Annotated in this window: 14 protein-coding genes and 1 pseudogene; 6 read left to right on the top strand and 9 right to left on the bottom strand. The window is 63.4% G+C overall.

All coding sequences use genetic code 11. The features are described 5' to 3' along the window. Positions 1–73: 73 nt before the first annotated feature. Together ftsH and AB7F11_RS15245 are read right to left on the bottom strand one after the other, a co-directional pair. On the bottom strand, positions 74–1,990 hold the full coding sequence (gene ftsH / locus AB7F11_RS15250) for an ATP-dependent zinc metalloprotease FtsH (protein WP_428289574.1): 1,917 nt from the start codon (positions 1,988–1,990) through the stop codon (positions 74–76). 162 nt (positions 1,991–2,152) lie between these two features. Then, positions 2,153–2,824, bottom strand: a complete 672-nt coding sequence (locus AB7F11_RS15245) for an RlmE family RNA methyltransferase (protein WP_428289575.1) — start codon at positions 2,822–2,824, stop codon at positions 2,153–2,155. A 44-nt stretch (positions 2,825–2,868) separates the two neighbouring features. Here AB7F11_RS15245 and AB7F11_RS15240 point away from each other — a divergent pair, with 44 nt between their 5' ends. The 3 genes from AB7F11_RS15240 to AB7F11_RS15230 all read left to right on the top strand — a co-directional run bounded on the left by AB7F11_RS15240 (position 2,869) and on the right by AB7F11_RS15230 (position 6,223). Further along, on the top strand, positions 2,869–3,339 hold the full coding sequence (locus AB7F11_RS15240; RefSeq protein ID WP_428289576.1) for a YhbY family RNA-binding protein: 471 nt from the start codon (positions 2,869–2,871) through the stop codon (positions 3,337–3,339). 84 nt (positions 3,340–3,423) lie between these two features. Further along, a complete protein-coding gene (locus AB7F11_RS15235) occupies positions 3,424–5,505 on the top strand; it encodes a M3 family metallopeptidase (protein WP_428289577.1) in 2,082 nt (693 codons plus the stop codon). A 31-nt stretch (positions 5,506–5,536) separates the two neighbouring features. Continuing rightward, complete coding sequence (locus AB7F11_RS15230) at positions 5,537–6,223, top strand: glutathione S-transferase N-terminal domain-containing protein (protein WP_428289578.1); 687 nt, start codon at positions 5,537–5,539, stop codon at positions 6,221–6,223. Between the two features lie 23 nt (positions 6,224–6,246). Here the strand turns inward: AB7F11_RS15230 and rpiA are convergent, their stop codons facing one another. Continuing rightward, a complete protein-coding gene (gene rpiA / locus AB7F11_RS15225; protein ID WP_428289579.1) occupies positions 6,247–6,918 on the bottom strand; it encodes a ribose-5-phosphate isomerase RpiA in 672 nt (223 codons plus the stop codon). 37 nt (positions 6,919–6,955) lie between these two features. On the opposite strand from rpiA, the gene AB7F11_RS15220 reads away from it, so the two are divergent. Continuing rightward, positions 6,956–8,041: a quinone-dependent dihydroorotate dehydrogenase gene (locus AB7F11_RS15220; RefSeq protein ID WP_428289580.1), complete on the top strand. Its 1,086-nt coding sequence runs from the start codon at positions 6,956–6,958 to the stop codon at positions 8,039–8,041. Here AB7F11_RS15220 and AB7F11_RS15215 read toward each other — a convergent pair. From AB7F11_RS15215 to AB7F11_RS15190, 6 genes are read right to left on the bottom strand one after another with little or no spacing between them, the layout of a single operon-like run. Continuing rightward, positions 8,031–9,152 (bottom strand): NAD(P)/FAD-dependent oxidoreductase, encoded by a 1,122-nt coding sequence (locus AB7F11_RS15215; RefSeq protein WP_428289581.1) that lies wholly within the window; start codon positions 9,150–9,152, stop codon positions 8,031–8,033. The genes AB7F11_RS15220 and AB7F11_RS15215 overlap by 11 nt on opposite strands. Before the next feature lie 17 nt (positions 9,153–9,169). Next, positions 9,170–9,940: a S1C family serine protease gene (locus tag AB7F11_RS15210; RefSeq protein ID WP_428289582.1), complete on the bottom strand. Its 771-nt coding sequence runs from the start codon at positions 9,938–9,940 to the stop codon at positions 9,170–9,172. Further along, positions 9,937–11,040 carry a nucleotidyltransferase domain-containing protein gene (locus tag AB7F11_RS15205; RefSeq protein WP_428289583.1) on the bottom strand — a complete coding sequence of 368 codons (1,104 nt, stop codon included), beginning with the start codon at positions 11,038–11,040 and terminating at the stop codon, positions 9,937–9,939. The genes AB7F11_RS15210 and AB7F11_RS15205 overlap by 4 nt, the downstream gene beginning before the upstream one ends. Continuing rightward, positions 11,037–11,936, bottom strand: a complete 900-nt coding sequence (locus tag AB7F11_RS15200) for an HprK-related kinase A (protein WP_428289584.1) — start codon at positions 11,934–11,936, stop codon at positions 11,037–11,039. The genes AB7F11_RS15205 and AB7F11_RS15200 overlap by 4 nt, the downstream gene beginning before the upstream one ends. A 14-nt stretch (positions 11,937–11,950) precedes the next feature. Then, positions 11,951–12,247, bottom strand: a complete 297-nt coding sequence (locus AB7F11_RS15195; RefSeq protein WP_428289585.1) for a hypothetical protein — start codon at positions 12,245–12,247, stop codon at positions 11,951–11,953. Further along, entirely contained in the window at positions 12,244–12,849 is a 606-nt protein-coding gene (locus AB7F11_RS15190; protein ID WP_428289586.1) for a hypothetical protein, read from the bottom strand. The genes AB7F11_RS15195 and AB7F11_RS15190 overlap by 4 nt, the downstream gene beginning before the upstream one ends. Before the next feature lie 199 nt (positions 12,850–13,048). On the opposite strand from AB7F11_RS15190, the pseudogene AB7F11_RS15185 reads away from it, so the two are divergent. Together AB7F11_RS15185 and AB7F11_RS15180 are read left to right on the top strand one after the other, a co-directional pair. After that, positions 13,049–13,870: pseudogene (locus AB7F11_RS15185) on the top strand (integrase arm-type DNA-binding domain-containing protein); the annotation flags it as partial. Between the two features lie 70 nt (positions 13,871–13,940). Then, on the top strand, positions 13,941–14,405 hold the full coding sequence (locus tag AB7F11_RS15180; RefSeq protein WP_428289587.1) for an integrase: 465 nt from the start codon (positions 13,941–13,943) through the stop codon (positions 14,403–14,405). Positions 14,406–14,753 lie beyond the last annotated feature (348 nt).

The raw sequence follows: 14,753 nt of genomic DNA, 5'->3' as shown, positions 1-14,753 counted from the left end.
GGACGTGAAAAGGGGAACTCAAGAAACAGGAACGGGGCCCATGGCCCCGTGTGTGCGATCTGCTCGGACCTGCTCAGGCGGCCGAAGGCGTCGGATCGGTGGTCACAGCAGGTGTTCCTCCACTGCCACCACCGCCCACCGACGGGTTGCGCGGGGTCCAGTCTTTCGGTGGACGGGGCGGCTTGCCCCCCATGATGTCGTCGATCTGATCGGCGTCGATGGTTTCCCATTCGAGCAGTGCCTTGGCCATGGCGTGCATCTTGTCGCTGTTCTGCTCGATCAACTCGCGCGCCAGCTTGTACTGCTGGTCGATGATGCGGCGAACCTCGGCATCAACCTTCTGCATGGTCTGCTCGCTCATGTTGGTGGTCTTGGTCACCGATCGGCCCAGGAACACCTCGCCTTCGTTCTCGGCATACACCATGGGGCCGAGCGCATCGGTCATGCCGTAGCGCATCACCATGTCGCGGGCAATGGTGGTAGCGCGCTCGAAGTCGTTGGAAGCACCGGTGGTCATCTGGTTCATGAACACCTCTTCCGCGATACGGCCGCCAAACAGCATGCTGATCTGGTTCAGCATGTAATCCTTGTCGTAGCTGTAACGATCCTGTGCGGGCAGGCTCATGGTGACACCCAGCGCGCGGCCGCGCGGGATGATGGTGACCTTGTGCACAGGATCGCACTTGGGCAGCAGCTTGCCGATGAGCGCGTGGCCCGACTCGTGGTAGGCCGTGTTGCGGCGCTCTTCCTCGGGCATCACCATGCTCTTGCGCTCAGGGCCCATGAAGATTTTGTCCTTGGCCTTCTCGAAGTCCTGCATCTCGACCACGCGGGCGTTGCGGCGTGCGGCCATCAGGGCAGCTTCGTTGCACAGGTTGGCCAGGTCGGCGCCACTCATGCCGGGTGTGCCACGGGCAATCACGCTCGGGTTCACGTCGGTGCCCAGTGGCACCTTGCGCATGTGAACATTGAGAATCTGTTCGCGGCCCCGGATATCGGGCAGCGTCACGTAGACCTGTCGGTCGAAGCGACCCGGGCGCAGCAAGGCGGCATCCAGAATGTCGGGGCGGTTGGTGGCCGCCACCACGATCACACCCAGGTTGGTCTCGAAGCCGTCCATCTCCACCAGCATCTGGTTCAGGGTCTGCTCACGCTCGTCGTTGCCGCCACCCAGTCCAGCGCCCCGCTGGCGACCAACCGCGTCGATTTCATCAATGAAGATGATGCAAGGCGCATTCTTCTTGGCGTTTTCGAACATGTCGCGCACGCGGGCCGCACCCACACCGACAAACATTTCCACGAAATCGGAACCCGAGATGCTGAAGAAAGGCACTTTGGCCTCGCCAGCGATGCCCTTGGCCAACAAGGTCTTGCCGGTGCCAGGAGGCCCGACCAGCAACAGGCCGCGCGGAATGCGTCCGCCCAGTTTCTGGAACTTGGCAGGGTCTTTCAGGAAGTCCACCACCTCCTTCACTTCTTCCTTGGCCTCGTCGCAGCCTGCCACGTCGGCGAATGTGACGGTGTTGTTGTTTTCATCCAGCATGCGGGCCTTGCTCTTGCCAAAGCTGAACGCCCCGCCCTTGCCGCCACCCTGCATCTGTCGCATGAAGTAGATCCACACGCCGATGAGCAGCAGCATCGGTCCCCAGCTCACCAGCAAGGTCATGAGCAGCGAGCCCTCTTCGCGAGGACGCACGTCGAATTTCACGTTGTTGTTGATCAGGTCACCCACCAGACCGCGATCGAGGTAGGTGGCCGTGGTGCGCACGCGACGGTCGTCCTGCGTGATGGCCACGATCTCGGTACCGCCCTGGCCCTCCTGGATGGTGGCGCTCTTGATCCGCTGAGCCTTCACCTCATCCAGAAACTCCGAATAGCCCATGTAGCCCGAGCCTGCGGCGGAACGGCTGTCGAACTGCTTGAAAACGGTGAAAAGCACCATGGCGATGACCATCCACACGGCGATTTTCGAGAACCACTGGTTGTTCAAGTGCAGCTCCTGGAGACAAAAATGTCAGACATAACCATATACCCCTGATTCTAGGACTTTCAAGTACCCCTGCCGCCGGATGGTGACGAGGCTGTGTCAGAGAGGGCCCTGCCACAAGCCCGCTGGTTCACGATCGGGCCTGCCTGGCGACGAACGGCGACCTCAGGCGATTTTTTTCAGACCCAGCCCCACCAGGAAGGTTTCCGACGATTTGTCACGTGATGCTTTCGGCTTGATGGCCTTGACCGTGCGAAAGGTTTTCCGGAACAGCGCCACCATGGGATCGTAGGCACCGCCGTGGAACAGTTTGACCACCAGCGCACCATCAGGCTTGAGGTGACGAACGGCAAAGTCCACGGCCAGCTCTACCAGATCCGAAATCCGGGCAGCGTCGGTCATGCCGATGCCCGACAGGTTGGGGGCCATGTCCGATACCACCACATCAACCTGCTGCACACTGCGCTCCACCAGGGCCTTTTCCAGTTCCGCGAGCACCTCCGGCTCGCGGAAATCGCCCTGGATGAAGTGCACGCCTTCCACGGCGTCCATGGGCAACATGTCCAGCGCGACGATGGTTCCATGCAGCTCGCCCACGGCCGCACCCTGGGGACTGAGACGCCGCCTCAGGTACTGACTCCAGGCGCCCGGGGTGGAACCCAGATCCACCACACACTGCCCGGGCTGGATCAGGCCCAGTGCTTCATCGAGTTCCTTGAGCTTGTAGGCAGCGCGGGCACGGAAGCCGTCCTTCTGCGCCAGGCGCACGTAGGGGTCGTTGACGTGCTGGTTGAGCCAGGCCTTGTTGACCTTTTTGCTCTGGGTCTTGACTTTCATGCCCATGGGGGTCGCCTGCGGTGCTTGTAAACGATAATTGTCCCATGCCCCAGATCACACTCACTCCCGCCCAGCGCAAAGTTCACCGCGCCGAGGCGCACCACCTCGATCCCGTCGTGCACATCGGGGGCGATGGACTCAGCGCCGCCGTCAAGAAGGAAGCCGACCTGGCTCTCAAGGCGCACGGATTGATCAAGATCCGCGTTTTCAGCGATGACCGAGCCGCACGCGAGGCCATGATGCAGACGCTGGCCGATGAACTGGGCGCCGCGCCTATCCAGCACATCGGCAAGCTCATCGTGCTTTGGCGGCCCATGCCTGCGAAGGAAAAGCCGGTGGACGAAGAGCGCATGCCCGGTCCACGCGACGTCAAGGTGCTCAAGTTCAGCAAGCGCGGCGGCCAGCGCCCCGAGGTCAAGGTGGTTCGGGTGCTGGGCAACCAGCGGCTCACGCCCGGGGGGCAGGTCAAGCGGGCCAAGGTCATGAAGAAAAGCCTCAAAAAAAGCGCGCAGTAGGAGCGCTCACCGCCGTGCAGGCGCGCCCACGTCACTCGCTGTTCCTCGCTTGAATTCCATCCGCAGCGCCACATCTGAGAACGCATGAACGACCGCACCGCTCCTTTCGCGCAGAACCCCCTGCTGGATTTCTCGGATCTACCTCTGTTTGACGCGATCACGCCTGCCGGGGTGGCGCCGGCCATCGACGAGTTGCTGCGGCAAGCCAACGCCGCGCTGGAGACGGTGACCGCACAGGACTTCCCTGCCGACTGGCGCCGCATTTCCCTCGCGCTGGACGTGCCCACCGAGCGCCTCTCGCGGGCCTGGGGTGCGGTCAGTCACCTCAACAGCGTGGCCGACACGCCCGAATTGCGCGCCGCCTACAACGAGGCCCTGCCCCGCGTCACGGAGTTCTGGACCCGGCTGGGTGCCGACGAGCGGCTCTACGCAAAGTACAAGGCCATGAACCCCGCCCAGCTCAGCTCCGAGCAGGCGCGGGCACATCACAACGCCATGCTGGGCTTCGTGCTAGGCGGTGCCGAGTTGCAAGGCGAAGCCCGGGCCCGGTTTGCGTGGCTGCAGGAACGGCAGGCCGAACTGGCCCAGAAATTCAGCGAAAACGCACTCGATGCCACCGATGCCTTTGCGCTCTATGCCACCGCCGAAGAACTCGCTGGCGTACCGGAAGACGTGCTGAACGCCACGGAGGCAGCAGCCCGCGCCGATGGCAAGGACGGGCACAAGCTGACCTTGAAGATGCCGTGCTACCTCCCGGTGATGCAGTTCGCCCGCAGCAGCCCGCTGCGTGAGAAGCTTTATCGGGCCTATGCCACCCGCGCCAGCGACCAGGCTGAGGGTGAAGCCGTGAAGTTCGACAACGCCGGCATCATGGCTGAACTGCTGGCCTTGCGCCACGAAGAAGCTCGGCTGCTGGGATACCGCCACTACGCCGATGTGTCGCTCGTGCCGAAGATGGCCGAGTCGCCCGAACAGGTGATTGCCTTTCTGCGGGACCTGGGTCAAAAGGCCCGGCCGCACGCCGAAAAAGACGTGGCCGATCTGCGCGCATTCGCCGCCAGCGAACTGAACCTGCGCGACCCCCAGGCCTGGGACTGGCCGTACGTCGGCGAGAAGCTCAAGGAAGCGCGCTACGCCTTCAGTGAACAGGAGGTCAAACCTTACTTCACCGCGCCCAAGGTGCTGGCTGGACTGTTCCAGATCGTCGAGACGCTGTTCGAAGTGGCGATTCGCCGCGACCAGGCCCCTGTCTGGAACCCGGGCGTGGCGTTCTACCGCATCGAACGGCCCGGCCCGCGGGGCACGGAACTGGTGGGCCAGTTCTACCTGGACCCTGCCGCACGCACCGGGAAACGTGGCGGTGCCTGGATGGACGACGTGCGCGCCCGCTGGCTGCGGCCGGACACCGCATCGCTACAGACCCCGGTGGCACACCTGGTGTGCAATTTCGCCGAGGGTGTCAATGGCAAGCCCGCGCTGCTCACGCACGACGACGTCATCACTCTCTTCCACGAGTTCGGCCACGGCCTGCACCACATGCTCACGCAAGTGAACGAGCGCGACGTCTCCGGCATCAGTGGCGTGGAGTGGGACGCCGTGGAGCTGCCCAGCCAGTTCATGGAAAACTTCTGCTGGGAGTGGGATGTGCTCAAGCACATGACCGCCCACGTGGACACCGGAGAACCTCTGCCGCGTGCCCTGTTTGACAAGATGCTGGCAGCCAAGAATTACCAGAGTGGTCTGCAGACGCTGCGTCAGGTGGAGTTCTCGCTGTTCGACATGTTGCTGCACAGCCAGACCGAGCCGCTCAGCAGCGGTGATGCCATTCTGGCGTTGCAACAGCAGGTTCGCGACGAGGTGGCGGTACTCCAGCCGCCGGCCTACAGCCGCACCCCACACACGTTCAGCCATATCTTTGCGGGTGGTTACTCGGCTGGTTACTACAGCTACAAGTGGGCGGAGGTGCTTTCGGCCGACGCATATGCGGCATTTGAGGAAGCCGCGCAGCAGAATGGCAACAGCACTCTGGACGTGAGCACCGGCCGCCGCTACCGTCAGGCCATCCTGGAAGCCGGCGGCAGCCGGCCCGCCATGGAGTCTTTCAAGGCCTTCCGTGGTCGCGAGCCGAACATCGAAGCGCTCTTGCGTCACCAGGGCATGGCTTGATTTTTCACGCAGTCTGTCGATAGGAGCCGTCATGAATGCGATCCGCGCTGAATCCAACCCGCAGAGGTCACTGTTTCGGCTCCTGGGTGCCTGTCTGCTGACTGGACTGGTCGTTGCCCCGGCCTTGGCGCAGGGCGTCTACCGCATTGTCGGCCCCGACGGCAAGGTGTCCTTTTCCGATCAGCCCCCGCCTGCGGCCAATGCGGGCAGCCGTTCTGGCGGCGTGAACACCCCGGTGGGGGCCGGTGCGGCCTCCCCTCTGCCTTTCGAACTTCGACAGGTCGCCAACCGCTTTCCGGTCACCCTGTATTCGAGTCGCGACTGTGCGCCCTGCAACAGCGGGCGCAACCTGCTCAACGCGCGTGGCATCCCGTACACCGAAAGAACCATCGACACGGCGCAAGACAGCGATGCCCTCAGACGCTTGAGCGGCGAACTGTCACTGCCCTTCCTGACCATCGGCGGTCAGCAGATCAAGGGCTATTCGGATACCGAATGGACCAAATTCCTGGACGCCGCCGGCTACCCCAGGCAGTCCGCACTGCCCTCGAACTATCGGCGCCCGACGCCCAGCCCGTTGGTGGAGGTGCGCGCCGAAGAAACCGTCACGCCGTCGGCTGCCCCCTCGCCCTCCACAGCACAGGGACGCCCGGCCCCAGCACCCACCGAAGCCCCTGTGGCGCCGCCGGCGCAGAATCCCGCCGGCATCCGCTTCTGAGATCAGGCAGTCCCGTGCCCTGATCAGAACGTCAGCGTCTTGACCCCATCGGGGGTGCCGAGCAGGCACACGCTGGCTTTCTGGTGAGCGAACACGCCCACCGTCACCACCCCTGGCCACTGATTCACCTCGCTCTCGAAAGTCAGCGGGTCAGCGATCTGCAGACCAGTGACGTCCAGGATGTGCTGTCCGTTGTCCGTCACCAGCGGTGAGCCATCTTTCATCCGCACCTGGGCCAGGCCGCCGAGGCCGGCGAATTGGCGCACCAGCCGCGCTGTGGCCATGGGAATCACTTCTACGGGCAGGGGGAAAGCGCCCAGCACCCTGACCAGCTTGGATTCGTCGGCGATGCAGACAAATCGGCGCGATTGGGCCGCCACGATCTTTTCGCGTGTGAGCGCTGCCCCACCGCCCTTGACCATGTGCCCGCGCGCGTCGATCTCGTCGGCGCCGTCGATGTACACCGAGAGCTCGCCCACCGCATTCGCCTCGAACACTGGAATGCCCAGCGCCTTCAGGCGCGCTGTGGACGCCTCGGAACTGGACACGGCGCCGGGAATCTGCTCTTTGATAGCGGCCAGCGCCTCGATGAATTTGTTGACCGTGGAGCCGGTGCCCACGCCGACGATGTCGCCCGGTGTCACGTATTGAAGGGCCGCCTGGCCCACCAGGGCTTTGAGTTCATCTTGGGTCATTTGAGACAATTGGTAAAACAACACGCCGGATTATCCAATGTCGCTCCTGCCGTACGCTGTCGCACGCCCGTTCCTCTTCAGCCTGGACCCCGAAGCCGCCCACGAACTCACCCTGCATTCCATCGCACGGCTCCAGCATTCGCCGCTGACCTGCCTGTATGGTGAACCACGGGTACACGACCCTTGCACCGTGGCCGGCCTGCAGTTTCCCAATCGCGTGGGGCTCGCCGCCGGCCTGGACAAAAACGCCCGCTGCATCGACGGACTGGCCGCCATGGGTTTCGGGTTCGTGGAAGTGGGTACGGTCACTCCGAAGGCTCAGAGCGGCAATCCGAAGCCTCGCATGTTCCGCCTGCCCAAGGCGAACGCCCTGATCAATCGCCTGGGTTTCAACAACGATGGATTGGACGCCTTCCTGACCAATGTGCAGAAGGCGCGCTTTCGGCAGCAGGGCGACGCAAGCCCGATGCGGCTGGGTCTGAACATCGGCAAAAACGCGAGCACGCCAATCGAACGCGCCACGGACGACTACCTCGCCTGCCTCGATGGTGTCTACCCCCATGCGGACTACGTCACCGTCAACATCTCCAGCCCCAACACGCAAAACCTGCGAAGCCTGCAAAGCGACGCCGCGCTCGACGCCTTGCTGAACGCAGTGTCCGAGCGGCGCGAGTTGCTGGCGCAACGCCATGGCCGCCACATTCCCGTGTTTCTGAAAATTGCCCCTGATCTGGACGATACGCAGATCGAAGTCATTGCCACCACGCTCATGCGCTACGGCATGGACAGCGCAGGCCAAGCCACCAACGCACTGGGTGTGATTGCCACCAACACCACCCTCAGCCGTGAAGCGGTGGCAGGCTTGCCACACGCCGAACAAGCCGGTGGGCTCTCGGGTTCGCCGGTGCTGCAAGCGAGCAACCGGGTCATCCGCCAGTTGCGCGCCTGCCTGGGAAAGAGCTTCCCCATCATTGGCGTGGGGGGGGTGCTCAGCGCGGACGATGCCGTCAGCAAAATCGAGGCGGGGGCGCAACTGGTCCAGATCTACACCGGCCTCATCTACAAGGGCCCTTCGTTGGTCTGGGAAGCAGCTCGAGCGATCCAGACGCGAGCTAAGGCCTGACCAGGGAGACCACCCGATCGGCGATGGCCAGACTGCTGGTGAGGCCAGGGGACTCGATGCCAAACAGATTCACCAGACCAGGTACACCGTGAACCGCTGGGCCCTGGATCACGAAATCCGCGGCAGGTTCGTCGGGCCCGTTGATCTTGGGCCGCATGCCGGCATAGCCCGGTTGCAAGGCGCCGGCCGGCAGGTCTGGCCAGTAGCGCCGGACCTCGGCATAGAAGCCTTCGGCGCGCGAGGAATCCACCACCAGGTCGTCGGGTGAATCGGTCCATTGCACATCGGGACCAAACTTCGCCTGCCCACCCAGGTCAATGGTGAGATGCACGCCGAGGCCGGCCAGGTGCCGGTCGGGTTCAGGCGCTGGATAGATCAAACGCGTGAACGGCGTGCGGCCTGCCAGTGTGAAGTAGTTTCCCTTGGCGTACCAGGCTCGCGGCACGTGGCAAGGGTCCAGGCCTTGCACGCGCCGGGCCAGGTCACAAGCCGAGAGCCCGGCGGAATTGACCACCGTCTGCGCCAGCAACCGGGTGCCATCGGCGCAGTGAACCTCGATGCCCTGCGAGGTGACCATCATGCGCTCCACACCGCTGTGGCAGGCCACCAGCCCGCCGGCGTGCTCCAGATCACCCTGGTAAGCCAGCATGAGGCCGTGGCTGTCCACGATGCCGGTCGAAGGCGAATGCACCGCACCCAGACATTCAAGCGCAGGCTCCATGCGCTTGGCCTGCTGTGCGCTGAGCAGCTGGAGATCGGTCACCCCGTTGCGCCTGGCCTTCTCCAGAATGGCCGGCAGTGCCGCCTGTTGCGAAGGCGTTGTGGCCACGATCAGCTTGCCGCAGCGGCGGTGAGCCACGCCGCGCTCGGCGCAATACGCGTACAAGGCATCTCGCCCCTGCACACACAGGGCCGCCTTGAGGGAACCAGCCGGGTAGTAGATGCCGGCGTGGATCACTTCGCTGTTGCGCGAACTGGTCCCCGTGCCGATGGCGGCCTCACGCTCGAGCACCATCACATCCCGTCCACCCAGACCCAGCGCACGGGCCACGGCCAGGCCCACCACACCGGCGCCGATGACCACGGCGTCCACCCGCTCGACGTCTTGCATAAAGGCGTGTCTCCGTTTCAGTCGTGCCGCCGCAGCAGCTCGTTCGCGTACTGGCTGGGGATGGCGTACGAAATGCCCGATGGCTGGCTCAGCACCGCTTCTCGGGTGTTCTTGATGAACGCCAGGTTCATCACTCCCACCACCTCGCCAGTCTCGGGGTTGAACAGCGGGCCACCGCTGTTGCCGGGGTAGGCGGTGGCGTCCAGTTGAAAGAGATCGAAAGTACCGTCACGCAGGCTGCGTATGGCTTGCGCCTGAAGGCGATCGGCCGACGGGCTGGGCAACGCGGCCGATGTGATGGAAGACACCATGGCACGGTGTGTCACGGGAGAGAAGCCCAGCGATCCCCCCACAGGGAAACCGGTGAACACCAGGTCGTCGCCCTCACGCACGCGCGACGAATCACCCAGGCGCAGCGCAGGTCCGGCCACTGCATTCAGCTTGAGCAAGGCCAGGTCGCGGACCGCATCAACCTCCAGCACCGTGACCATGCGCACCTGCCAGTTGCCGCCGGGTTGCCGCACCTGAATCACCGGGAGCGCAGCCTCAGGGGCTCCGTTGCCAGCGGGTAGAGCGTGAGCAGCAGTCACCACCATATCCCCACGGCCCACCAGAAATCCGGCACCCAGGTGCACGAACTTCGGGCTCTGCGTCGCCTGGAAGCTACCCACCAGAACCACCGAGTTCTTCGCCTGCGACACGGTTTCGGCCCAACCCGCACCAGCCGCCCCACTCTGGAACAGCGCAGGACACCACAGCATCGTGGTCAACAGCGTGCGTCGCTTCATGTCTGCGGTTCGGGCGGGTTGGGCCGGGTCAGCTTGCGCAACAGGTGCAACGCCAACTGACCGGGTGGCATGCGCAGCCAATGACCTCGCAGGTACAGCAGAAACCGTGCAGTGGGCGTCCACGCATCGGAGGCGGAAGGATGCGCAGGACGAAGTGCGCGAAGAAACAAGGCATCCATCCAGGCCTGACGCCGCGCACCGACCCGCACCACCTGTGGACTGGCGCGCAACGCATGCACCGTAGACGCCGGGACGGGTGTGTGCATCAGCATGCCCGAATACCTCAAGGCTTGGTGCAGCGGCCATTCCAGTTGAAGTTGCGCGGCTCTGGCCTGCAGAGATGGCCAGAAATCTTCGATCTGCGCGAACTCACACAGCAGCGCGTCCAGATCGACCAGCCCGCGGAGTCCCAACTCCAGCTCGCCTTCGTGAAACAAGTGGGCCGCACTGTGCAGCACCATGTCCGCGGGGCACAGCACATGGATCCGGCCATCCGCGTCCAGTGGGCGGGCGCTCTCCAGCAGAAGCCGCGAATCGGGCTTGAGGCGCGCGCTCAGGGGCATGATCGCGTGATGCACATCCAGTACGGTACCTCGCCGCATGTGCTTGAGCGGCGGCAGCTCGTGCATCCAGGTGCGGTAGTAGCGCTGGTCGTAGGCATCCCGGTTCGTCGAAACCCAGCCCGCCATCATCAGCGCCGACTCGACGTCGGCCAGGCGCGAGCGCGGCACCAGCACATCGACATCGGAAACCATCCTCCCCAACGAAGCCTTCAGGCCCGCCATCGTGTAAGCAGCGCCCTTGAGCAACACCAGCGGCACCCCTGCCGGCTCCAGCGCCCGGGCGATCTCCACCACCTCGTGGCGCAGTTCCCGATGCTGCCGCGCGGCCAGCAGCATCGCCGAGGCCAGGTGGCGTCTAGGCGCAATGGGCCAGTCGTCCCAATGGCCAAGGGCTTGGGCGTGAGCGCCGATGCGCGCCAGAAGATCGGACTGGCGCCCCTGACGGATGACCAAGTCCCACTCCAACGGCCCATAGGCTCTCAATGCCTCCGGCTGCTTGAGTGCGGTCACCAGGCTGTCGATGCGAGGCAGGCTCATGCTGGCACCGCCAGTTGTGAAAACCAGGCAATCGCCTCATCCAGTTGCCCATAGGACAGGTCATGGCAATCGCACCGATCGACCAGCGCCACCAACGCATCGAAGCCGGCACGGCCATGCACATGGTGATTGAAGCTGTTGGAGGCCAGTTCCACCAGCGCACTGGCTTTGCCCCGTGCGGCCACCGTCAAGGGCGCGCCTTGCTCGAATTTTGGGAACACCACCCACGCAGGCCTGGCCGGCTCGTGGGCCCTGGACAAGCTGTCCGCGGAAATCCTCATGTGCGCCACGGTACCCTTCATGGTGTCGTGCGCCACCGGGCCGAATCCCACATCGGGCGCCCTGCGCCGGATCACTTCAATCGAATGGTTCTTCAAACTGACCGGCCGAGGCGATGGCGTCACCAACCCCGTGACCGGGTCGAGCAGCGCCATCTCGTCGGACAAGAGACGCCAGCCGCTGAGCATCAATGCCGCACACAGGGTGCTCTTGCCCGACCCCGGAGGCGCCGGCAACAGCACCACATGGCCGTTGCGCTCCAACACCGCCGAGTGGACTGTGATCCAAGTGTGGCAATAGCTCGTCACACACCAGTTCATGCCCCACTCAAGAAACGCGTAGGCCTCGCCATAGGCCAGGGGAGTAAAGGGCTCGAAACCGTCCATCTCGAACACACAGACGCTTTTGAACAGGCGCCTGCGGGGCTTCACCGCCACGTGAAAATCAACGAACTGGTCGTCGTCTTCGAGCAACGCGTGGCTCGCATACATGGAACGCAAGCCCTGCGCCACCACCGGGATCGGGCTTCGGATGCGCATGACGAAAGGCGGCACGCTCACGCAAACGCCTGCGCCATCCAACCGGGTGGCGAGTTCGTCAAGGGACAGTGAGGACACCGTCCGGAAAGTCCTCACCCCTGCGTGCACTCGATCAGACCCATGGACTCGAACTCCACCAGCAAGGACGCCACGAGTTCAATGTCTTCCGGTGAAGGCTCTGCCTCGAAAAGCACCCTGGCGAGGCTCGCGGCGTCGAACCGCCCCTGCGTCAGCAAGATTTCAAATGCCTCACCCGCCACCGGATGCAGCGCCTGAAGACTGGCGCGCGCGTCGTCGTAGACGACAACGCCGTCAGGCCAATGTTGAAGAACGAAATCGGCAGGACGCGAGCAACCGCAACCAATGGCACTCGCCGGCGGCGCGGTCACAAGAAGGCTGGACCGTAGATCTTGTCGAAATAGGCCATGGTCTGCGTCAGGTCCCAGGTCTTGCCCGAAAAGGGCGTCCAGGTCCCTTGACCATTCCATATGCTCACGCACTGGCTCTTGGTGAGCAAGACGCGGCTCGAATTGTTGTTGTAGGCCACCGCCGTCAGGTAGGCAGCCACCACATGGCGGGCCAGAGCAGCGTTGTAGCCATTGCCCTTCAGCTCCAGGACCTGCTGGAAGGACAGGCCATCGTAGCCCTTGCCCGGGTTGGCCGAAAACCCGGTGGTGCCCGATAGAAACATGGTCTTCTTGAAGCCGCCCGGCAGACCAGTCGACTTGTTCTTCCAGTAGCCGTGGGACTGGCACTCGAAGTCAGAACGAATGGTGCGCCCCTTGCTCACCTGCATGTGCGCGGCCGTCAACGACGAGAAGGAAGAAGGCCGGATGCAGGTGTGATCGCCCGCCAGCACGCTGTTGGTCTTGAGGGCTGCCAGCACCGGAGCGGCGCTCAGTCCGGCCCGAACCAGCCGGCGGCGCGCAATGCCCGCCGAGCCAGCGACAGCAGCCGGGTTGGAAGAAGAATGCTCTGAAGATTCCATCATCTTGCGTACCTCGCGTTCGCTCAATCCCGTACGACAAACACCCTGGGGGGTTTGAGTCTTTGTGCAGCAAGTATAGAGGCAGTGGCAACAAAAAGTAAGCAAAACAGCGTGCCTTTCAGCGCCAGGCAGCCATGTCGCGCCCAGGTGTGACGTAGTGCTCAAAGTGCCCGTTTGGCACCATCGACCAAACCGGAGTTGAATGCCGTCGCAACTGCTTGTCGCAACAGCAGTTTTTCGCGATTTTCTGCCGCAGGACACAAAAGGCCCGAAATCTTGCGAGATTTCCCGGGACGTTATGGGACGAATTTTCTGTTTTAAATCATATAGATACAAAGGATTCTTGATTCCAGGTCGTCCCACGAAATACACTGACAGCGTCCTTTTTTGTTTACCCCACCGTTTACCCCATGGAGGCCCCATGACACGGTACCCGAAGGCGGGAAAGGGCAAGAAGTGGACGACGCTGGAGCTCAAGGCCATGCCTCCAGATTGGCGTGGCGACACCCTCAGTGACGGCGACGGACTCATTGGCGAAGTCCGCGTCGCCAACGACCAGAGCGTGTCCGCCCGCTTCAAATTCGCCTTCCGGTGGGACGGCAAGATCGCGTGGTACCCATGCGGCACCTGGCCCAACGTGTCCATGGAACAGATCCGCCGTCTGCGCCATGAAGCCCGTGAACTCGCTCGCTCCGGCGTTAACCCCAACGACCACAAGAAGGCCGAGCGCATCGAGAGCCAGGCTGCAGTCGAAGCGACGATCGCGCAGGCCGCCGCCGAGGCCAGCCAGAACAAGCCTTTCAAGGACATGTTCGACGCCTGGCGGGCTGATGGGGTGGCGCGCAAGGACGGCAACGCCGAACTGCGCCGCTCGTTCGAGAAGGACGTGCTGCCCGTGCTGGGCGACAAGCCCGTGCGCAGCATCACCGAACACGACCTGCGCAAGCTCCTGCGGACCATGGTGGCGCGTGGCGTGAACCGCATGTCCGTGCGCGTGCACCAGGACCTGGTGCAGCTGTTCGCCTGGGCCGAGAAGCGCCAGCCCTGGCGCGGCCCGCTACTGGACCATCCCGATCGAGAACGTCAAGGGACTGATGGGCAAGAAGCAGGGTCACCGGGTCTACCTCTCGGACTTCTCGCTGCGTCAGTTCCAGGCGCTCAAGGCCCTCACCGGAACATCGCCCCACTGCTTCCCGGCCCGCAACCACAAGGAAGACACCCACATCGACGTCAAGACCGTGTCCAAGCAGGTGGGCGACCGCCAGATCCGGTTCAAGACCCGCAAGGACCTGTCACGCCGCGCCAACGACAACGCGCTGGTGCTCAAGTGCGGCAGCCACCGAGAGTGGACACCGCAAGACATGCGGCGCACCGGCGCCACCATGATGCAGGCGCTGGGCATCCTGCCCGACATCATCGACCGCTGCCAGAACCACGTGATGGCTGGCAGCCGGGTCCGGCGGCACTACCTGCACCACGAGTTCGCCGATGAGAAAAAAGCGGCCTGGGACAAGCTGGGGAAGCAGATTGACGCCATCCTTGAACAGAACAATCGGTAGTCGCCCGCTGCGCCTGCGCCAGCGGAGACGCAGAAAGCCTGAAGCCGGCTCAGAACTGAGGTCACCGCGCTGTGCACGATAACTTTGGCAAGGTTATCGTGCTGGTCCGTTGTTATCCAAGGGTCGGCGTGGACATCTGTTGCTGCCACCTGCGCACCCCACGCACTTTGCCTATTTTGTTGGGCATTTCAGCCATCAACGCCCAAACCAATGGGCAAACTCATCACACCTGCACAAGCTGCTGAACGTGTGATCTAGCGCTCGGCGCGAGTGGGAAAACCCTGGAAGGCAAACGACGTCTACGACCTCTGAACTGATGCGTGCGCTCTCATCCAGCGAACCTGCTCG

The organism is Hydrogenophaga sp. (assembly GCF_050250835.1).
Classification (GTDB): domain Bacteria; phylum Pseudomonadota; class Gammaproteobacteria; order Burkholderiales; family Burkholderiaceae_C; genus Hydrogenophaga.
The sequence above is the reverse complement of the archived record's forward strand: the minus strand, read 5'-3'. Positions and strand labels throughout refer to the sequence as shown.